Source organism: Pseudomonas sp. GW821-FHT07F01 (assembly GCF_059418825.1).
Genome location: NZ_JBWKQO010000001.1, coordinates 1,043,857 through 1,064,777, shown reverse-complemented (window position 1 = coordinate 1,064,777; position 20,921 = coordinate 1,043,857). Strand labels below are relative to the sequence as shown.

The window sequence follows — 20,921 nt, the reverse complement described above, 5'->3', positions numbered from 1 at the left end:
GTCTCGCGAAGGGCTGCCTATGGGTATGGAACTGCGGGGTGGGGAGACATGACGGGTGGGCGAGTCCTCCTGCCGTCGGTGGGGTCAGTCCTTCATCTGCAGCGCCCACTGCCGGGCATACAACCCGTCCAGAGCGAGCAGCTGTTGGTGTGTGCCTTGTTCGAGCACCCGGCCCTGATCGATGACCAGAATCCGGTCCGCATGGCGCAGGGTATTGAGGCGATGGGCGACGCTGATCACCGTGCGGCCGTGGACGATGCCCTGCAGGTTGGCCATCACCGCCGCTTCCGACTCGTAGTCCAGGGCACTGGTGGCTTCGTCCAGCAACAGGATGCCGGGGTTGGTCAACAGGGCCCGGGCCAGTGCAATGCGTTGACGCTGGCCGCCGGAGAGCTGGCCGCCACGCTCGCCCACCTCGGTCTCGTAGCCCTGGGCCAGGGCCTCGATAAAGGACGCCGCCCCGGCCAGACCGGCGGCGTGCCGCACCTCGGCGTCGCTGGCTTGAGGCCGGCACAGGCGGATGTTCTCGGCAACGCTGCCGGCGAACAACACGCTTTCCTGGAGCACCACGCTCATGTTGCGGCGCAGGGCCACCGGATCGGCGATGGCCAGGTCGATGCCGTCCACCAGCACCCGGCCGTGCTGGGGCACATAGAGGCGCTGCAGCAGGCGGGTCAGGGTCGATTTGCCGGAACCGGAAGGCCCGGTGATGCCGACGAACTCGCCCGGCTGGATCTCCAGATCCAGCTGGCGCAGCACCTCCTGGCCGTCTTCCTCGTAGCGAAAACGCACCCCCTGGAAGCTCACCCCGCCCTGCAACGCTGGCACCGAGGCCAGGCCGCCGCTGCCGCTTTCACAGTCGCTGTCGAGAATGTCCCCCAGGCGGCGCAGGGAAATCAGCGTGTGCTGGAAGTCCTGCCAGACCTGGGCCAGACGCAGGATCGGCTCCACCACATGCCCGGCCAGCATGTTGAAGGCCACCAGTTGGCCGGGGCTCAACTGGCCATCCAGCACCAGCATCACGCCCCACCACAGCAACAGCGCTGCGGTCAGCTTCTGGATCAGGCCGATGCCCTGCCCGGCCCAGATCCCGACGATGCGGGTGTGGAACGCCGCACGCACATAAGCCGCCAGCTGGCGCTGCCACTGCTGCTGGAAGGCGCTTTCGATGGCCCCGGTCTTGATAGTCTCGATGCCGGTCACGGTCTCGGTGAGAAACGCCGTGTTGGCCGCATTCAACTCGTATTCGCGCAAGGCCCGGCTGCGCAGCAAGGGGCCCACGCACAGCCAGAAGAGGAAATACAGGGCCAGGGAGCCCACAACCACCCAGGTCAGCAGCGGTGCGTAGCTGTACATCACGGCGATGAACAACCCGCAGAACGCCAGGTCCAGCACCAGGGTCAAGGCCGAGCCGGTAAGAAACTGGCGGATCTGTTGCATCTCACCGACCCGGGCGATGATCTCGCCGCTCTGGCGCCGCTGGAAATAACCCAGCGGCAACTGGATCAGATGCTGGTACAGGCGCGCGGACAGCTCGGCGTTGATCTTGCTCGCCACATTGCTGAACAGCCAGGACCGCAACAGGCCGAACAAGGGCTCGAACAGCGCCAGGGCCAGCATGGCGATCCCCAGCACTTGCAGGCTCGACAGGCCGCGACTGACCAGAACCCGGTCGATGATGTTCTCGAACAGCAGCGGCGTGACCAGCGCTACGCCTTGCAGCATCAGCGACACCAGCAGCACGCTGCGAAACTGGCGCCCATGCTTGAGGATCGACGGCAGGAACCAGGAGACGCCGAAACCACCCGTCTTCAGCTGCACATGCCGCTCGGCCAGCAGCAACACCTCTCCCTGTCCCTGATCATGGCCTTGCCAGAGCGTCGCCAGCTCCTGGCGCGACAGGGTCTGGCATTGCCCCTGCAGCGGCCAGAACACCCGGACCCGGTCGCCCTCCACCGCGTCCAGCACCGCCCAGCCCCGAGTGGTGTCCAGCAGCGCCGGCAGCGGCAGGTGATGCAAGCGTTGCACCCGGCTTTGCACTGCCCGTGCGCGCAGGCCGATCCAGCCGGCGCAGCGCCGCAGGTCAAGGCTGTCGGCCGGACCTTCAACCCGTCCCAGGCGGTGAGTCAGTTGCGCCACGCTGATGCTCAGGTCAAAGCGCCGGGCGGCCCAGGCCAGGGCGTGCAGGCCGGTGTCGAGCATTGTCGGTGAGGGTTCAGAAGCGGCATCGAAAGCGCGGGTCATGCTCAACGCTCCCGCAACGCTTCGGACTGATACTCGCGAATCGGGCTCAGCAGGTAATTGATCACCCGCCGCTCGCCGGTGCGAATCTCGCCGGTCACGCTCATCCCCGCCTGCAAGGGCATCCAGCCCTGCCCTGCGGCAATGGCCGCACGCTCCAGGCGAATCCGCGTGGGGAACACCAGCCCCAGCTGTTCGTCCTTGATGGCGTCACCGGAGACATGGGCCACGGTGCCGCGCAAGGTGCCGTAGCGGGTATAGGGAAACGCATCCACCTTGATCTCCACGGGCTGGCCGGCCCTGACGAAACCGACGTCCTTGTTCAGCACCATGACCTCGGCATCCAGCTCGGCCCCCTCGGGCACGATCACCAGTAACTGCTGCGCCGCTTGCACGGCGCCGCCCAGGGTATGCACCGCCAGTTGCTGGACCACACCGTCCACCGGCGCCAGCAGGGTTTGCAGGCGCTGCCGGTCGCGGCCACGGATCAGTTGCTGCTCGAGCACGGCGATCTCCTGTTGGCTGCGGTTGAGCAATTCATGCTGTTCGCGCTGGGTCCTGGCCAGGAAGCTGTCGCGCTGCTCGCGACGGTTCTGCGCCTGGGCCTTGAGCACCTGCAGTTCGGCCTGCTGCTGGGCCAGCGAACGCTCGACGTCCAGTTGCTCCTTTTCCTGCTCAAGCAATTCCACCAGGGGCATCAGCTGTTCGGCGGCCATCGCCCGGCGTGCATGGAGCCGTTTGCGCACATTGCTGGCCAGCTTGCCCAGGGCGCTGATCTCGCTGCCCCGGGCCCTTTGATTGGCCTGGTTGATGGCGATTTCGGCGTTGAGGCTGTCCAGGTTGGCGCTGATTTCCTTCCAGGTACTGAGCAGTTGCTCCCGGGCCGCCGCGACCTGCTGTGCATCCAGGCCAGCAGGCGTCTGGTAGCTGTGCAAGGGGTCCGGGGTCAGCAGTGCACGGGCCCGGGCCAGTTCCAGACGCTTGAAGTCCAGTTGCGTGCGCAACTCGCTCAACTCGGCGTCGATGCCGATCGGGTTCAGCGCCACCAGCACCTCGCCGGCCTTGACCCGCTGCCCGTCACGCACATGGATGGCCCGAACTTCACCCGCCTCGTGCGCCTGGATCACCTTGGTGTAGCTGGAGACCATGAGGCGCCCGGCGGCACTGGCATGAATGTCGAGAAAGCCGAGGATCGCCCAGCCCAGGGCCAGCAGGATCGCCAGGATCAGCAGCAGTGCCGTGCCACGTGCCCAGGGCGCGGGTGGCCGCTCGACAATTTCCAGGTAGCCGGGTTGGAACTCGTATTCGTCGCGGCTGCGCTTGAGCCGCGTCCGCGCGTCACCCAGGCGCTGCCAGGCGCGGCGTAAGCGAGACAACAGCGCACCGGACCTCATGACGCCTCCTTGCACAGCGCCTGTTGCAGCGCCCACAGGCGCGAGTAGCAACCGCCGTTGGCCAAGAGTTGCTGGTGGCTGCCCGATTCACTGATGCGCCCCTGTTCCAGAGCGATGATGCGTTGGCAATGCCGTACCGCAGACAGGCGATGGGCAATGATGATCACCGTGCGTCCCTGGGCGATGCTCGCCATGTTGTCCTGGATCAGCGCCTGGGATTCGTCATCCAGGGCGCTGGTGGCTTCGTCGAAAATCAGGATGCGCGGGTCGCCCATCAGTGCCCGGGCTATGGCGATGCGTTGCCGCTGGCCGCCGGACAACGAGCTGCCGGCTTCGGCCAGCACCGTGTCGTAGCCCAGGGGCAGGCGCAGGATGAAATCATGGGCACCGGCCAGGCGCGCCGCGGCGATCACGCTTTCCAGGGAGGCGGTGGGATGGCGCAGGGCGATGTTGTGGCGCACGCTGCGGTTGAACAGGTAGTTTTCCTGGAGCACCACGCCAATCTGGCTACGCAACCAGGCCGGCTGCAACTGATCCAGGGGCAAGCCGTCGATCAGGATGCGCCCGCCATCGGGGGTGTAGAGTTTCTGCAGCAAGCGGGTCAGCGTGCTCTTGCCGGACCCGGACGGCCCGACGATGCCCAGGGTCTGCCCCGCGGCGATCTGCAAGTCCAGGCCGCGCAGCACCCACTCAAGTTCCGGACGGTAGCGGAACACCAACTGTTCGATGCGCACTTCGCCACGCAACGCCTGTGCCGGGCGCAGATCCCCCTCGGCCTGCTCCACCGGCAGGTTGAGCATGTCGCCCAGCTTGTCCACCGACACCCGCACCCGGACGAACTGCTGCCAGACCTCGATCAGTTTGGCCACGGGCTGGCTGACGTGGGACAGCATCATGTTGAAGGCAATCAACTGGCCGATGCTCATCTGCAGGTCGATGACCCGGCTAGCGCCCCAGCAGATCACCGCCACCGCCGTGACTTTCTGCAACAGCATCACGGTCTGGCTGATGGCGCTGCCCAGGGTCTGGCTGGCAAACCCGGCCTCGACCATCTGCGCCGTCTGCGACTCCCAGCGACGCTGCATGCGCGGCTCCACCGCCAGGCTCTTGATGGTTTCGCTGCTGCTGACGCTTTCATTGAGAAAGGCGGTGTTGCGCGCCGCGCTGTAGAACTGGCGCTCGATGCGCTTCTCCAGCGGGCCGGTGCTGAACCAGGCCAGCAGCGCATACAGGGGCAGGGTCAGCAGCACCAGCAGGGTCAACGGCCAGGAAATCCAGGCCATGACCGCAAAAAACACCAGGGTGAAGGCCACGTCGACACACAGGGTCAGCAGCGAACCGGTGAGGAACTCGCGGATGCTGTCCAGCTCCTGGACCCGGGTGATGATCGCCCCCACCTGGCGTTGCTTGAAGTACAGCAGCGGCAGGCCCAGCAGATGGCGCAAGAGCTTGACCCCAAGGCCGATGTCGATGCGGTTGGCGGTGTGCGCCGCCAGGTATTCGCGCAAACCCTTGAGCAGCACCTCGAACAGGCCCACCACCACCAGGGTCATCACCAGCACGTCGAGGGTCGACAGCGCCCGATGCACCATGACCTTGTCCATCACCGCCTGGAAGAACAACGGCGTCGCCAGGGCCAGCACCTGCAGCAACAGCGAGCACAGCAGCACTTCGCCCAGTATCCGCCGATGGCGCAGCAGCTCCGGTACGAACCAGGACAGATCAAAGCGCAAACCGCTCTGGCGCAGGCGAATCACCTCCCCGCTCCACTGCTCGGCCAACTGCAGGCGATCGAGCATGTCCGGGGTCGGCATTGAAGGTCGCTGCACCAGCGCCTGGGTGTCCGAGAGCCGCGCCAGCAGCATGAATTCGCCGCTCTGGTTGCGCCAGGCAAGGGGCAGCATCTTTGGGGTCAGTCGGGTCAGCGCCAGGCGTTCCAGGCGAAGATCGACACCGGCGTTGCGTGCATAGTCCCTGACCGCCTGGCGCAGGTCCCGCGAAGGGTCAGGGTCCAGGGATTGCGGGGCCGCGGCTTGCGGTACGCGTTCCTGGGTTAGTTGCAGCAGCAGATGGCAGCAGGCCAAGGCTGAGTGAACGGCCGTATCGGCCGCGGATGATGGGGCAGACAGCGCTGTCATAGCGGAGCATCCGCTGAGGACAGGCTGCGGGTTGTTGCAATATTGACTGGCATAGACCGCTCGTTGCTTGCTCCAGGGAGCATGGAGGCACGAACGCAGTCTGAGTCAGCCAATTACGAATGATAATCAGCAGTTTGATTGAAGCGTTTTAACTAAAACTTAAGGCTGTCCCCTAAATCCCCTGCATGTCCAGGCTGCGCATGCACAGGGACCTGGTCCCAGGCTGGCGAGGCTACTGATACAGCGCTGCCCACGGCTGTTCAACCTGAGTGTCAGCGCGTACCAGTCGCTGCCCTCACTGGTTGCGCCAGCCCTGAACGGTGATGGCAATCAGCGGTCAAAATAATCCGTCAAACCCAACCGTCTCTGCACATAACCCTCTAATCTTGGCGGCATGTTTTGCAGGTCGTTGCGGGTCGGTCTCTGCACGTGTCGAATACGCAGCGTTAATCCGAGAGCATGAAATGCCACTGTTTGTTGAGTTACTGCCATGACTCATATGATCCAATCGTTGCGCCAGCGGGGGGCGCTGATCCTGACGACGCTGCTCGTTCTGACGGCCTGGGTGCCCTCAGTGTCTGGCGCCGAGTCCCGTAGCTTCGACCTGTACATCGCCGAAGCGCCGCCTTTATCGATGCTGGACCCGTCCGGCCTGCATGGCATCCTCGGCGACGCGACGCTGGAAGCGGCGACCCGAGCCGGATATACGCTGCACTTTATAGAAGTGCCCTGGGCACGAGCCCAGCAAAGCGTACGCAAAGGCGTCGACAAGCTGATCATTCCCCTGTCGCGCACGCCGGAAAGAGAGGCCGATTACACCTGGATCGCGCCCATCATGACCATGGACAGAGCCTTCTTCAGCCTGCACACGCGCGTCGAAACCCTGCAGCAGGCACGGGAAACCTTCGCTCGGATCGCCGTTGGCCGAGGCAGTGCCCAAGAGCAGAAGCTTCGGGCTGAAGGCTTTGGCGACAACCAGATCTATCCGTTTGAAATTGGCGAGAACCCGGCTCAACTGCTGCTGATGGGACGGGTCGACGCCTGGTTCAACGGCATTCCCGAAACCCAGAGCATCTGGCGCAAGGTGTCGACTCAGCCGTTGCAGGTCAGTCCGGTCTTTATGAGCACCGATCTGTACCTGGCCTGCTCCAGAAACTGCAATGCGACACTGGTGCACAAGCTGCGCGCGGCGGTCGAGAGGCTGCGCAAGGACGGCACGCTGGAGAGAATGCGAAAATCCTACCTCGACGCTCCCTGACCGGCCCCTGTGCTGCGCAGAACCCGGGCCGCGTTGGCATAGCCGGCGTCCCGATCCTGCAAGCCTCTGCAAAGCACCGCCGCGGGTCCGCAGCACGCGCTTGCCGATGCTCCTCAACGCGACAGCATGAACGTCTCGTACTCCAGGTCATCCAGCGCCGTCGACAGCCGCGTCAGCCCCAGCAGCACGCAGATCAGCAGCGACAGGGTAAAGCCATAGCCGAAGAAGCTCGGCCCCAGGTGCAGGCTGAGCAGGGTCAGGGCGGCATTGAGGGCCACGAACAGCAGGCACAGCTCCAGCACGATGGCGCGTTTGTCGAGGTAGAAGAACACGTTGAGAATCGCCATGAACACCACCTGGATGCTCACCCCGATCAGGTCGATGTAGAACAGCGGCAGGTAGTAGCTGGACATCCCCAGCCACTCCAGCAGGCGCGGGCCGAAGAGGAACAGCAGGACCACCGTCAGCCCCTGGACCTTGCAGATTTCCAGCAGGCCCTGGCGGATCGAGAAGGTCATCTCGGCCTTCAGCGAACCGATGTGCTGCAAGGTCTCGCCATCGCGCACGGCACGGAACAGGCGGTCGTACCATTCGGCGAAATCGGTTTCGATGCGCACCAGGAACACCGCCATCCCGGGAATGATCGCCAGGTAAGCGAGGAAGATCGGCAGGTCGTAGAGAATTGACGCGCGCATCGGCCCGATCACCTGGCTCGAAGTTTCCGGGTTGAACCAGAAGATGAACTTGTCGATCCAGATCCCCAGGTTGTAGCAAAGCCCGGTCAGCAGCAGGCTGACAAACACCTGGCGGCGGTCGAGAAAGTCGAAGGCCACCAGCTTCTCGGCCCGATACTCGCGCAGGATGTCGTAGAGAAACAGGAACAGCAGCGTGCTGTGCCCCAGCAGCAGCGCCAGCAACAGCCCTTCCATGCCCATGTAGCGCAGATAGAAGGCGCTGCCGACCATCAAGCCATACCCCACCAGCATCACCAGAAGGATGCGGTTATAGGCCTTCATCCCCGAGAGGAAGATGATCACCAGCCACAGGTTGCACAGCACCACGAAGTTGGCCAGGGTCAGAAGGCGGTAGATCAGCGCCTGGTCGAACAGGGTCACCAGCAGCAGGATGCCCAGCGCCCCGGAGCCCAGAGTCACCAGCAAGAGTACGCCCACCAGGTTCGGCAGGATCTGCTCGTACTTGCGCTCGAACAGGCGGTCGGACACGAAACGGGTGAAAAACAGCTGCAGGCCGCCGGTCAGGATCAGCGACGTGGCCATCAGGTAGGTGACGGTGATCAGGAACTGGCGGATCAGGACCTCCGGCACCACCAGCCCGAGGCTGATCACCCCCACCAGCATCACGCTGAGGATCGACAGCACCCAGGGCCCGGAACTGATCAGGCCGGCATAGACATAGGCGTGCAGGGTCGCCGTGTAGGAGTCGCGGGAGAGAATCTTGCGCAGTTCGAAACCGATGCCGGCCATTTACACAGCCTCCTTGTGTGGGGTGCCGATGGCCGTGTGATAGAGCGTGCGATAGCGGTCGAGCATCAAGCGCTCGCTGTAGTAGCGATGTACCCGCAACAGGCCCGCCGCCTGGGCCGATCGCCAGCGTTCGGGGCTGCGCAGCAGGTCGATGATCGCCTGGGAGGTGGCCTGCGGATCGGCGATCGCCACCACTTCCCCGGCCCGCCCCAGGTCCCGGTCGGCCGCCTCGCCGCCCTCGATCAGCTCGCGGCAGGAGCCCACGTCACTGCTGACCACCGGCGTGCCGGCGGCCCAGGCTTCGAGAATCACCAGGGGCTGGGCCTCGCTGATGGAGGTCAGCACCATCAGGCCCAGTTGCGGCAGGATGTCCTGGATTTTCTGGAAGCCCAGGAACAGTACCTTCTGCTCCAGCCCCAGGCTCGCCACCAGGCTGCGGCACTCGGCGACGTACTCCGGGTCTTCCTCTTCCGGCCCGACGATCCAGCCTTCGACCTCGGGCATCACGCTGACCACCCCGCGCATGGCCCGCAGGAAGGTCTTGACGTCCTTGATCGGCACCACCCGGCCGATCAGCCCGACCACCGGCGCAATGCCTTCGGCCCGGGCCTCCAGGGCCTGGGTCCAGAGCTGCAGGTCGATGCCGTTGGGGATCACCTGGGTGCGCTCGGGGGGCGCGCCGTCCTTGATCTGGCGTTGGCGGTTGCCGTCGTACAGGGCAATGATCTGGTCGGCGCTTTCATAGACCAGATGCCCGATTCGTTCGAAGAAACGCACCCAGAGCATGCGGATATAGCCGGAGCCGGAATCCATGCTGTCGTTCAGCGCCTGGTTGCTGCTTTCGGCGATCCAGCTGGCCTGGGCCAGGTCGATCTTGCGCTCCTTGGTGTAGATCCCGTGCTCGCTGAGCAGGAACTGGCAGCCCCACAACTGCTTGAGAATGCAGCCCACCAGCCCGGCGTAGCCGGTGGAAATCGAGTGCAGCACCCGGGCCCGCGGCATGTGCCGGGCGGCATTGGCCAGCATCAGCAAGGGCGACTGCATGGTGCGCAGGGTCCAGAAGTAGTTGACGAAGGACGGATCGGCGCAGTGCTGCTCGTAGCCTTCGGTCAGCGCTTCCCAGCTGGGCCGGCTGTAGAGCACGTCGTCCAGGGTGATGCGCCCCTGGGCCAGGGATGCCAGCACTTCGATGCCCAGCTCGGCGGCGGGCTTCTGCGGGTTGTGCAGGTAGCGGTACAGGTTGCTCAGTTCCTCCAGGGACGCGCTGTGGGCCTCGCGCTTGTGCCTGGGGTTGCGCCAGGCCTCTTCCAGGTACACCTCTTCGATATGCACGACGTTGGCCGGAATCTCATAGCGGCGCTGACCATAGGCCTCGCGCTGGCCGCCAATGAACAGCACCGAAAACTGCAGCTGCGGCAGGCCGAGGATCATCTGGTGGATCCAGCTGGACACGCCACCACGCACATAGGGCCAGGTGCCCTCGAGCAGCAGGCAGACATCGGCGATGGGGGTTGAGTCGGGGGTTTTCTTCATGTCCAGGTCCTTACCAGCCCGGCAAAGGGCGGACGTTGCTGCATTTGCGCCGGCAGGCTTCGCAGCAGCCCGGGAATCTCGGCATAGCGGCCGGTTTCAAAGGCGATTTCGGCGCGGAACGGCAGGACCTTGGCCGAGTCCATGCCCGCCTCCTCGGCCTGGTGCATGTGCAGGCGCGCCTTGCCGACGTCACCGCGTTCAAGGGCGATGCGCCCGGCCAGCAACAGCAGCTCGCCGCCCTCCCCCAGCTTCAGCGCCTGTTCAGCATGTTCGCCGGCCTGGCCCAGCACGTGCTGCTGCACACTGCCCTGGGCCAGGCCCAGGTAAGCCAATTCCCAGTACCAGCGGGCCAGCGTCGCGTGCAAGGCTCCGGCCTTCTGCGGCGCCGCGCCGGGCAGTTGTTCCAGGGAGGACTGGATCCGCTGGTTGATGTCGGTTTCCTGCTTGTCGAGCATCGAATACGCCAACAGCCGCACATCGTCGCTCGGGTCACCCAGGGCCAGCTTGAGGATCGGCACCGCTTCCTTGCCCGGCATCCGCCGGGTGGCGAGCAAGGCCGCCAGGCGCTGGTCGGGGTCCGGCGCATGACGCAAGACATCCTGCAGCCCGCTGTCACCGAAGGTGGGCGAATGCAGTTGAGTCTGAGCGCGAAACGGCAGGTCGGGAATGCCCACCGCCTGCCACGTCTGCGCCTCGCGCTTGCGCGGCAGGTACAGCGCCGGAAAGATCGCGGCAATCACCCCGACGGCCCCGATCAGCGGCACAAAGAACGCCAGGCTGAAGATGAACAGCGGGCTCCATGGCAACGGCCGGCGATAACGCGCCGGCAGCAGCAGCCAGACCGCCGCGGTCAGCAGGCCACAGGCGATGCCATGGGTCATTGCATACAACAGCGCGGTCTGCAGGTCGGGCAACTGCGCCGTCAGGCTGGCCCAGCTGCCGATCTCGAAAAACAGCGCTCCGCTAAACAGCCACTTGCTGATCATTCAGGCCACACTCGTTGTACAGGAAGTTACGCAGCCCATCGCGTTGCCGGGCCGACTCCAGGTCGTAGGGCAGTACCTTGACCCCCAGGCCGGCCAGCTCCACGCTCATGCCGAAGTGTTCGTGGACCAGCTTGCCCAGGCGTGCCAGGTAGCCCTGGGCGCCCTCGGCGCTGGTCAGCGGCAACAGCACCAGCAACAGTTCGTGCCCGCGTGCATTGGCCAGGCTCAGGTGCAGGTCCAGGCCACGCTGGCTACGCTCGAACAGCCGCGCCAGTTCATCATTGGGCTGGGTCAGCTCGAAGGCATAGAGGCAACCGGACAGGCCGTGGCGCTCGACATCCACCAGTGAACGCTTGAGTTGGCGGGTGAAGTGCTGGGCATCGGCGCTCTGCAGTTGCAAAACCTGCGGGTCCGGGTGCAGCAGGTCGGCGATATGTCCGGCCAGCAGGGCCAGCAGGCTGAGAGTGCGTTCCTGGAAGGCAAAGAACGGCATCTGCCGCACCGCCAGAATCGCCAGCACCTGGCCCTGGGTGTCCACCAGCGGAACACAGGCCTGCAAGGACGACACCGAGGCCTGGGCGCCGCTATCCAGCAGCTCCTCACGCACACTCACCAGCTCCTCGCGCTCCAGGCACATACGCACCAGCAGGTCCTGGCTGTCCAGGGGCCCCATGGTGCCGATCGAGGCCAAGAGGCTCAGCTGTGGCGCCGCACTGGCGCCCTGCTCCACCCGGTACAGCCCGGCCACCCGCAGCGAGCCGTACTGGCCGAGCAGGGTCAGCACCGGCTCGGCCAGCAGGCTCAGCGGGTCGCCGCCATTGGGCGCCGCGCGCAGCCGATCACGCAGGCCCAGCAGGGAACTGCGCAAGCTCTGGTCGCTGCCCGCCAGGCGCTGCTCCAGGCGGTCATGGGAGACCCGCAGAATCTGGTGCGCCCGGGTGAAATCATCGAGCCGGTACTGGCGGTACTCGTTGGCCATCTGCAAGCGCAGCAAACGCCGCTCCCAGAGGTCGCGCACCTCGCCCACCAGCATGCCGCAGACCAGTACGCCGACAATGTAGGACGGCGCGACCTGGGCGTAGCTCGCCAGCCCCGAATGACGCAGGGCAAAGAACGCCGCTACCAGCAGGCTGGCACTGATCAGGCCGCGGACAAACCCGTAGCGCACCCCCAGCAGCAGCGGCGCCAGCACCGACCAGGGAAACTCGCCCTGCACCTGCAAGGGGTCCTCGGGGGCCAGCCACAGGCCGACGCCGATGACCAGGGCGGTCACCAGAAAGGTTTCCAGCCAGGACGCCGGACCGCTGGCGCGGGGCGCCAGCGCATAGTCCATGTGTGGAGAGTTCATGGCAGTCACTCGATCCGAAGGCCACCGACAAGCTTGTCGAGCACCTTCTGGGCGGCCCCGGCCAGGCTTTCCCGGGACCAGCCGGCGCGGGCCCCGCTATTGCTCCACAGCACCTTGCCGGTACCGGCCTCGACCACCCGCAGGCTGATGCCTACCGCCGGTTCGCCATCCAGGCCGTTCTTGTACTGCCACTCCTCGACGCTGCCGGACACCACATAGTCGAGCTTCTGCTCCCGGGCCCAGTCCATGGCCCCGGCCAGGCGCTCGTTGTCGTCGAGCAGGGCCTGTTCGCCCTGCCCCGCCGTACCGGTGTAGACCTGGGGTTGCAGGCCGCGGCTGCTCAGCACGCTGAGCAGAATCTGCTCACTGCGCTCGCCGGCCTGGGGTGTCTGGGAATAGTTGACCAGCGGCAGCACGCCCCAGCGCGCACTCTTGGACAACTCGGGGCTGCTTTGCCCGGTGAAGCTGCTGCACCCGGCCATCAGCAAGGCGACCATTGCCAGACTCACGCAACGAATGGATTGCATAAGGTTTACTCCTCTTTGAATTCCATGATCAGCGTCCGAAACGCACGCTGTAGCTGACACCTGCAGTGCCCCCGGACTTGCCTGCCCCGCCTTGCGGCGCGGACTGGTAGCCAAGGGTCACTGCCAATTCGTCATCCCCTATCACCTCGGTGCCGACACCGGTACTGATGGCGTAGTTGATGGTGTTGTCGGTCCACTGCCAGCCGGTGCTGACATCCACCAGCCAGGTGTATTGCCCCCGCGTGCGGTTCAGCGCCCCCGGGAAACCGCGCCGCCAGGAACTGCCGAAGAACAGCTGGCCGTAGCGCTTCTGCAGCAGGGTCTGGCTGGTGATCTGCTCCGGATTGTCGAGATCGGCCCCGGCCAGATCGATGCCTCCGCCCAGGGTATTGGCCAGGTCGGGCAGCGAGCGGTTGTTCAGGCTGTTCTGCTGGTAGTCGATACCGCTGCGCAATTCCCAGTTCGGCCCTTCGAACTGCAAGGTGTGGTCGAACTCGATCTTCAACGCCTGGCCGCTGCCCAGGTCATCGCCGCCGCGGGTCGAGAACCAGCGCTGGGCCAGGTTCCAGGACAACTGGTCACGGGCCGAATAGCGATGCCGGCCGCCCACCCAGACATCATCCTGCTGGCCGAAGGTGCGCATGTATCCGCTGTCCTCGTTCTTGCGGTGCCAGTCGGCACCGACGTCCAGCTCGTTGCCGCTGTCCAGTTGCCAGGTGCGGCTGGCACCCAGGCCGTTGCGGTCATCGTCCTTGCGCAGGCTGCTGTCGAAGATCAGCTTGTAGTTGCCGTTCTCCAGCTGGCGCTGCAAGGTCAGTTCGGTGTTGGTCTCATTGCCCAGGCGCGACTCATCCAGTACATCGCCGCTGTAGCGGCCCTGCTCCAGGACCAGCTTGGCGTACCAGTTGTCGTTCAGATAGCGCGCGGCGGTCAGGCGCGGGCCGTTGAACACCAGGCCGCCGTAGTCCTGGCGCTCCCAGGCGATTTGCATACCCTGGGGCGTGCGCTCGGTCATCTCGATGGCCTGGCGGCGCAGTTGCTCGCGCAGCGCCGCCGGTTGCTCGTCACCCAGTGCCGAAAGGCCCACCGCCAGCGCTTCGCCGCTGCGACCCAGGCTGTTCAAGGCCTCGACCTGCTGCGCCGGGTCCAGGTCGCCGCTGGCCACCAGGCGCTCCAGGGCCTGGCGATTGCTGCCGCGCAGGGCTTCCTGGATCTGCTCGTAGCGGCTGACCTTCAGACCGCGGCTGCGGGCCCAGGCCAGCCACTCATCCTTTTGCGCCGACTGATTGAGGTCATCCAGGCGCGCGAGGAACTGATCGAACCACAGCTGCAGCATCGGCTTGGAGCCGTCCTGCCATTGCATGGCCTTGTTCTGCGCCTTGCGTGACGAATAGCTGCTGGCCAGCAGGCGCAGCCAGGTGGCATAGCCCTGGGGCGTGGCGCGGATCTGCTCCGGGCTGACCTGGCGATCGAGCCGCAGGCGCAAGCGCTGGGCCGAGTCGGCATAACCGGCGCCCTCCAGGGCATCGGCATAGGCGGCCTGGACCATCCAGTCCCGGGGGTTGGCCTGCAAGTACAGGCGATACCAGGCCAGGGCCTCGGTATTGCGCCCGAGCAACTGGCTGGCGGCGGCGAACGGCAGCCACAGGCTGCTGTCACTGCGGGCCAGGGAGCGCCATTGCTGCAACAGCGGCTTGATCTCGCCCGTGCGGCCCAGATCGACATACAGCCACAGCAGCCGCTCACGGAAGGTGTTGTCGTCCGGGAAGCGGCTCAAGCCCTGTTGATACAGGCGCAGGGCCAGATCGGTCTGGCCCTGCTGCACCGCCAGCGCGGCGCGGGCGGCCAGCACCTGGGACTGGTCGCTGGCACCCGGGTACTGCTCGGCTTCCTTGAGCAAATCGACCACCAGAGGCCAGTCCTGGAGTTCCTGGGCCAGTTGCAGGGCGGCCACCAGGCGCTGCGGGCTGTGGCCCTGGCGCCAGCTGTCGACGGTCAATTGCAGGGCCTTGCGCGGATCGCGGGTGCGATACAGGGCAATCAGCTCGCTTTCGTCGCCTGTATTGAGTGAGCCCTTGATCGCCAGCATCTTCTCCAGCGCCAGCTGCAGCTCGTCGTCCAGTTCCAGGTCCCAGGCCAGGGCGGCGCGGGACTGCCAGTAGTTGAAGTCCTTGATCTTGTTGCCATCCACCGCGGTGATGACTTTCCAGGCCCCCTGGCTATCGAACAGCTTGAGGTGGTTGTTGGCCCAGTCCACACGTTCGGTGCTGGTCAGCGGATAGCGCTTGGCGAACTGGTTCCAGACCACCAGGCGCTGCGGGTACTGCTCGGTGTTTTCCAGGTTCTGCAACAGGCGCACCCAGGCCAGACGCTGTTTCGGGTATTTGGCGACATAGCGGCGCAGCCACTTTTCTGCCTCCTCGGGCGTCCCCCTGGACTCTTGCGCGTAGACCAGGGCATCGAGCTCGACGTTGGTCAGGGCGCGGCTGTCCATGATCCCCGCCAGCAGTGGGATGCCCCGGTCGAAGTCGTAGGTCTGCATCGCCAGGCGCCAGGTGTGCTCGAACTGCGCCGGGTCCTTGCTTAGCGTGCTCAGGCTGATCCAGTAGCCCAGGGCGGCGGCCGAGTCGCCCTGCCATTCGGCGAGATGGGCCATCTGCTCCAGCAACTGCGGGTCATCCGGCCGCTGTTCGAGCAGTTGCAGGCCCACCGCATGGGCGCCGGCCAGGTCACCGAAGGCCAGGCGCTGCTTGAATTCCTTGGCGAGGATTTCCGGGCTGTCGGGCTGCACCTTGCGCCAGGCACTGAAGAACTGTTCCGCCAAGTCCACGCGGTTGTGCGCCACGGCCACATCCACGCCGCGGTCCAGCAGCGCCGGTTCGAATTCCACGTCCGGCTGTGCGGCCAGCTCTCGGGCCAGCAGCTCCACTGCCTGATCGCCGCGATCGGCCGCCACCAGGGTGGTGAAGGCCTGTTGCAGAAACTGCCGACGCGCCTCGGGGGTCTGGCTGGCATCGAGCAACTGCACATAGAGATCGGCCGCGCGCCCCGGCTGTTCGCTGGCCTGGTACCACTTGGCGGCTTCAGGCAGCCACTGCTCGCGCCGTGTCGGGTCGCGCCGCGCCAGCTCGGCATAGGCATCCGCCGCCAGCCCCGGGGCCTGGGCGCTCAGGGCCAAAGTGGCCAGGCGCTCCAGTTGCGGCGATGGCAGCGGCTTGTAGTCAAAGGCCTTGAAACGTTCGGCCAGGGCCTGCAGGGCCGCGCTGTCGGTGCTGTTGTTCAGCGCCAGGGCATCGAGCTGCAAGCGGTAGTAGGCCTTGAGCGCCGGATCGGGCCGCTGCCACTGGGCCAGGTGTTTTTCCGCCTTGGGGTAGTCCCCCAGCTGAATCAGCAGGTCGAGCAGCTGGGTGCGCAGCTCATTGTTTTCCGGGTGTGCGGCCAGCAGCACCTCGGCGTAGCTGGCCGACACTTCGTCCGGCTGCCCGCCCTTGGGGCGGAACGCCTCTTCATTGCGAAAGGTTGCCCACAGCAGCACGCCGACGGCGATCGCCACCAGCAGCAAGGCCCAGGGGTTGAGCAGCCGCGCGCTGGGCGCCTTGGCCTTAGTTGCAGAGGAGTTGGGCATCACTCACCTGCTTCATGGGAAGTTGGAAATGCCACAGGCCCTGTTCGGACTTGCCGGCGTAGCGTTGGCCCTGGACCTCGACCCGACAGGCGCTGGCCGAACGCACCGAGAATTCCAGGTTGAACTGGCCGGCAAAGGAGAAGCTCACCTGCCGGTCATTGACATAGCGCCAGTCGCGCAGGGGAACATTGGCCAGCTCCAGTGCCGGGCGCGGATCGCGCTCGGGGCGCAGGGCCAACAGCGCATGATCGCTGCTCAAGGCTACATAGCGCCCCTGGGGCAAGTCGCGCACCCCGGCCACCCCCACCGAGCGGCCGAGGTCCGGCCAACCCAGCGCCGGGTCCAGGCGCAAGGTGCGCAGGCCGTCCATGCCGCGTACCTGCCAGTCGCCATTGGCGGTCCGCGCCAGGCTTGCCTGGTACAGGCCGTGGACCCGGTCCAGGTAGTCACTCATCCACAATGACAGCGGCTGCTGGCCACGCATGAACTGGTAGATGTCGGTCATGGCCTTGATCGACGCCTGCTTGGTGCCCGAATAGAAGTGGTAGTACAGGTGGATGCCGCGCAGGCGCCGTGGGCTGTCGGTCAGCTCGAAGGTGTCGATCACATCGCGAAAGCCGTAGTACGGGCCTTTCCAGAGGTTGGTGTACATGTTCTCGTTGATCACCGGAGCGTAGTACTGCAAGCCGCCCGAGGTCGGCCGCAACAGCGGGTACAGGCCGGTGAGCGATGAGTTGGCCTTGGTCAGGATGGTCTGCCCGCCGTTGACGTTTTTCAGCCCGGCGTCGTAGGCCAGCTTGATGGTCTCGGCGCTGGGCAGCGCATCCCCCGGCCAGAAGACCAGCTTCACCGGTTTCTGCGCGGTGGTCAGGCGGCTGTTGATGTAGTCCCGCGAGCCGAGGATCTCGCGCTTGTAATCCAGGGTCTTGTACCCCGGGATATTCAGGCGCAGGCCGTATTCGGCGTGGAAATCCTCGTCCTTCTTGGCCTTCTCCGGCTGCATGTAGAACGGGTGGCTGTAGGTGTGGGTGGCCACTTCGACCTTGGGGTCGGCGAAGATCTCCTGGGCGATGGGCTCCAGCTCCCGCGCCAGGAACGGCGACATGCCCTTGGGCCCGACTTCGCCTTCGATGATCGAGACCGAGGTCAGGAACGGGTTGGGACGAATGTAGTCGTCCAGCACCTGGCGCCCGGAATACGGGGTGCCACGCACTTCGGCATGGGACGGGAAACCGTCACCGTCGATATGCACCGTGGCGATCCGCCGACCGTTCTCGGTGGTGGTGTCCGGTCGTGGCTGGGACGGCAGGCGCAGGGCCTTCTGGATAAAGGCGAACGGGTCGAGGATCCAGCGGCTGCGCTCCACATTGGCCTCCACCACATAGGGGGCCAGGGCCATGCCGCCCCAGGCGGCGGTGGCCACCGGGACGTACTTGCCGCCCTTGTCATCGCCCAGCACCAGGGCTGGTTTCGGCCCGTCGGGCAGCAGGCTCACGCGGGTCAGTTCACGGCTGCGCGCCACCACCGGGGCCTCGAAGGCGCCGATCAGGCTCTTGTCCTGGCTCAGCACATGCAGGGCATCGCGAGCCCCCGGCGCCGCCAGGTTCAGCCCCAGGCGCTTGAGCAGCGCCCGGTCCTCGATCGGCAGGCCGGCCATGATCGCCAGGGGCACCTGCTCATCCAGGCGCTGGCCGACCCAGCTATAGAAGGCACGGCTGTCCTCGGGCGGGCCGCTGGTCATCCACAGCACCACCCCGGCGTAAAGGCCGGCGAAGCTGTAGGCAGGCAGGCTGTCGTCCACCGGGAAGTAGTCCACCCGGTAACCCAGGTATTCCAGCAGGCCACCGAGCATGCGGTGCCCGGCGTGATCGTAGAGTTCCCCTTCGCGCGGGTCATAGAGCATGGCGATGCGCCGCGGCTGGACTTCCACGGTGCTCATGCTCAGGGCGTTGAGGTCCGGGGTGGTGACCACCGGTATAAAGCCTTCCTGGCTCAATTGCCGGACCAGCTTGCGTGCCTCTTCCCGACGGTTGGCCGGCAGGTAATCGATGGCCACCAGCGGGATGTTGCGTGCGCGCAGCGGCTTGAGTTCGCCTTCAAGCCAGGTGCGGTCGGCTTCGGAAACCGGGCGGTAACGCTTGGCCGAGGCATCCCAGCCGGCGTGGATGGATTCCACCGCCACGGCCGAGGCGACGCCATCGAGCTCGCCCAGTACCTCGAAGCCCCGGTTGAAGAACAGCTTGAGGTTGGGCAGCCGGCTGTGCAGTTCCCGCAGGAACGAGGCCAGGGCCTTGCGTTGCGGTTCGCGATCGGCCTCGGGGAGCAACTGGAAACTGTCCAGGGTGTCCAGGAACAGGCCGGCGTAGCCCTGGTCCTGCAGCGCCTTGGCACGCTTGAACAGGTGTTCGCGCCAGGCCGGGGTGGCGATGTCCATCACCTGGCTGTCCCAGGCCTTGTTGCGCACGGGGCTCGCGCCCTGGGCCAGGGCCTGCTTGGCCAGGGCAGCGCGGTTGCCGTCGAACTCCCCTACCGACAGGTAGGCGAACGGCTGGCTGCCGAGCTTGCGCAAGGTGGCGACATCGGCGCTGGCCATATGGCCGGGCTCGACCACTGCCCATTCGAACTGCGCCAGCTCCTGCAAGGGTGGCTGCTCGGCGTACCAGAACCCGACACTGGCGGGCGCCGCGGGTGCGGCCTGCACCAGGGTGTTGGTGGCACACAAGGCCAATGCGGTAAACAGGCGTCGAACCACTTTGCAGACATGCCCCCTGCGAAACTCGATATCCATAACTCACTCTTCAGTAGATCAATCTGCACAACATCAGGCTCTAGGGCAGCCGCCATGGCGGGCGCCCCTAAGGCAACGAACTAAAGGCTGCGGTAAAGCCGTTCCAGGCCCTCGGCCAGGCTGCTGGGCGTGCCCAGGTCGAAGCGCTCGCGCAAGCGGCGGTTGTCGGCCTTGGAATGGCGGATATCCCCGGAGCGGGTCGCGCCGTGGCTCACCTGCAGCGGCTTGCCGCTGATCTGCTGCAGGGCGCCAATCAGATCGTTGAGGGTGGTCACCCCGCCGAGCCCGACATTGGTGGCATCGGCTGCCGGCGCGGGGCATTCCAGGCCCTGCACCAGGATCTTCACCAGGTCCGCGACATAGACGAAGTCGCGGGTCTGCCCGCCATCGCCGAACAGGGTGATGGGCCGCCCGGCCTTGGCCCGCTCGCTGAAAATGCTGATCACCCCGGAATACGGCGATGAAGGGTCCTGGCGCGGGCCGAAGATATTGAAAAAGCGCAGGATCACCGGTTCCAGCCCATGCTGGCGGCGGTAGAAGTCCAGGTAGTACTCGCTGGCGAGCTTGTCCGCCGCGTAGGGCGTGAGGGGAGATTTGGGGGTGTCTTCGGCAATCGGCGTGCCCTCGCCGTTATTGCCATAGACCGCAGCACTGGAGGCGAACACCACGCGGCGGATACCGGCCGCGGTCATCGCCTCGCACAGGCGCAGGGTGGCGATGAAATTGCTCTGGTGGGTGGCCACCGGGTCTTCGACCGAAGCCTGGACCGACGCCACAGCAGCCAGATGCACCACGGCATCGCAGCCCTGAACGGCATCCGCCAGGAGTGCCGCATCGGCGGCATCCCCCACCAGCAGTTCCAGGCCAGCATCGCCCATGGGCAGATTGCCGACCTTGCCCGTGGAAAGGTCGTCCAGAACCCGCACCGCATAACCCTTGGCCAGCAGTGCATCCACGAGGTGAGAACCGATAAAACCAGCGCCCCCAGTAACCAGTATCCGTTCGGCAGACATAGATCATTCCAAAGAGAAAAATCGCGGCTACGCCGTCTGAAGCTAGCACAGCCAACGGATCAGCCCTGGCTACTTGCCATCCTGGCCATCATGTTTTGTTTGGCTGCTCTGCCCCATAGGCTGTTTCGCCTTTTTTCGGAGCAGAGTTCAGAGCTTTGGCGTCAAAAAAAAACTCAAGATAATCAATCGCTCAGCGCCGACATACTGGGTCAGAAAAGCAAAATCGTCAATAATGCGTCGATATTTGTCGATTATTTAAGCGCCAGGAAAAATAGGTCAATATATTGACTTTCCCAGCATAAAGCGCTGAAACCGCCGCCGTAGCTGGCCACATGCCATTGACGCAAGGGCTCGGCAGTGCTCATATGCGCGCCAGTTTCAGGTGTCCCATGCCGCCGTGCATGGGGTTAAACGGGAAGCCGGTGCGTCATTTCGATGATCAGTCCGGCGCTGCCCCCGCAACGGTAAGCGAGCGAAGCATTCGACAGACCACTGTGCCAAGGCATGGGAAGGTGAATGCCTCATGACCCTCGCGAGCCCGGAGACCGGCCTGCCACTTCGTTTGACAACCCCGCGGTGGGCGGGC

Annotated in this window: 12 protein-coding genes and 1 riboswitch; of the genes, 1 reads left to right on the top strand and 11 read right to left on the bottom strand. The window is 65.2% G+C overall.

The window, feature by feature from the left end:
• Positions 1-84: 84 nt before the first annotated feature.
• The 3 genes from AC07R1_RS04750 to AC07R1_RS04740 are packed head-to-tail and all read right to left on the bottom strand — an operon-like array spanning position 85 to position 5,773.
• Entirely contained in the window at positions 85-2,244 is a 2,160-nt protein-coding gene (locus tag AC07R1_RS04750) for a type I secretion system permease/ATPase (protein ID WP_011061270.1), read from the bottom strand.
• Positions 2,245-2,246: 2 nt separating this feature from the next.
• Complete coding sequence (locus AC07R1_RS04745; RefSeq protein WP_011061269.1) at positions 2,247-3,635, bottom strand: HlyD family type I secretion periplasmic adaptor subunit; 1,389 nt, start codon at positions 3,633-3,635, stop codon at positions 2,247-2,249.
• Positions 3,632-5,773, bottom strand: coding sequence for a type I secretion system permease/ATPase (locus AC07R1_RS04740; RefSeq protein WP_011061268.1), 2,142 nt, complete (start codon positions 5,771-5,773; stop codon positions 3,632-3,634). Before AC07R1_RS04740 ends, AC07R1_RS04745 begins: the two co-directional genes overlap by 4 nt.
• A 490-nt stretch (positions 5,774-6,263) precedes the next feature.
• Between AC07R1_RS04740 and AC07R1_RS04735 the strand changes: the two genes are divergently transcribed.
• A complete protein-coding gene (locus tag AC07R1_RS04735) occupies positions 6,264-7,031 on the top strand; it encodes a substrate-binding periplasmic protein (RefSeq protein ID WP_495110203.1) in 768 nt (255 codons plus the stop codon).
• A gap of 113 nt (positions 7,032-7,144) precedes the next feature.
• Here AC07R1_RS04735 and pelG read toward each other — a convergent pair whose 3' ends face one another.
• The 8 genes from pelG to AC07R1_RS04695 all read right to left on the bottom strand — a co-directional run bounded on the left by pelG (position 7,145) and on the right by AC07R1_RS04695 (position 20,335).
• Positions 7,145-8,515 carry an exopolysaccharide Pel transporter PelG gene (pelG, locus tag AC07R1_RS04730; protein ID WP_011061266.1) on the bottom strand — a complete coding sequence of 457 codons (1,371 nt, stop codon included), beginning with the start codon at positions 8,513-8,515 and terminating at the stop codon, positions 7,145-7,147.
• Positions 8,516-10,048, bottom strand: coding sequence for a GT4 family glycosyltransferase PelF (gene pelF / locus AC07R1_RS04725; protein WP_495110202.1), 1,533 nt, complete (start codon positions 10,046-10,048; stop codon positions 8,516-8,518).
• Positions 10,045-11,034, bottom strand: coding sequence for a HEAT repeat domain-containing protein (locus tag AC07R1_RS04720; protein ID WP_041752244.1), 990 nt, complete (start codon positions 11,032-11,034; stop codon positions 10,045-10,047). Before AC07R1_RS04720 ends, pelF begins: the two co-directional genes overlap by 4 nt.
• Positions 11,012-12,382, bottom strand: a complete 1,371-nt coding sequence (locus tag AC07R1_RS04715) for a PelD GGDEF domain-containing protein (RefSeq protein WP_015635591.1) — start codon at positions 12,380-12,382, stop codon at positions 11,012-11,014. The genes AC07R1_RS04720 and AC07R1_RS04715 overlap by 23 nt, the downstream gene beginning before the upstream one ends.
• A gap of 5 nt (positions 12,383-12,387) precedes the next feature.
• Positions 12,388-12,909 carry a transporter gene (locus AC07R1_RS04710; protein ID WP_011061262.1) on the bottom strand — a complete coding sequence of 174 codons (522 nt, stop codon included), beginning with the start codon at positions 12,907-12,909 and terminating at the stop codon, positions 12,388-12,390.
• A 28-nt stretch (positions 12,910-12,937) separates the two neighbouring features.
• Positions 12,938-16,534, bottom strand: a complete 3,597-nt coding sequence (locus AC07R1_RS04705) for a tetratricopeptide repeat protein (protein ID WP_103407298.1) — start codon at positions 16,532-16,534, stop codon at positions 12,938-12,940.
• The gene (locus AC07R1_RS04700) at positions 16,512-19,322 is read right to left on the bottom strand and encodes a bifunctional glycoside hydrolase/polysaccharide deacetylase family protein (protein WP_495110201.1); all 2,811 of its coding nucleotides are present in this window, start codon (positions 19,320-19,322) and stop codon (positions 16,512-16,514) included. The genes AC07R1_RS04705 and AC07R1_RS04700 overlap by 23 nt, the downstream gene beginning before the upstream one ends.
• 80 nt (positions 19,323-19,402) lie before the next feature.
• Positions 19,403-20,335, bottom strand: a complete 933-nt coding sequence (locus AC07R1_RS04695; protein WP_011061259.1) for an NAD-dependent epimerase/dehydratase family protein — start codon at positions 20,333-20,335, stop codon at positions 19,403-19,405.
• Positions 20,336-20,698: 363 nt separating this feature from the next.
• Positions 20,699-20,903, top strand: a riboswitch (cobalamin riboswitch).
• Positions 20,904-20,921 lie beyond the last annotated feature (18 nt).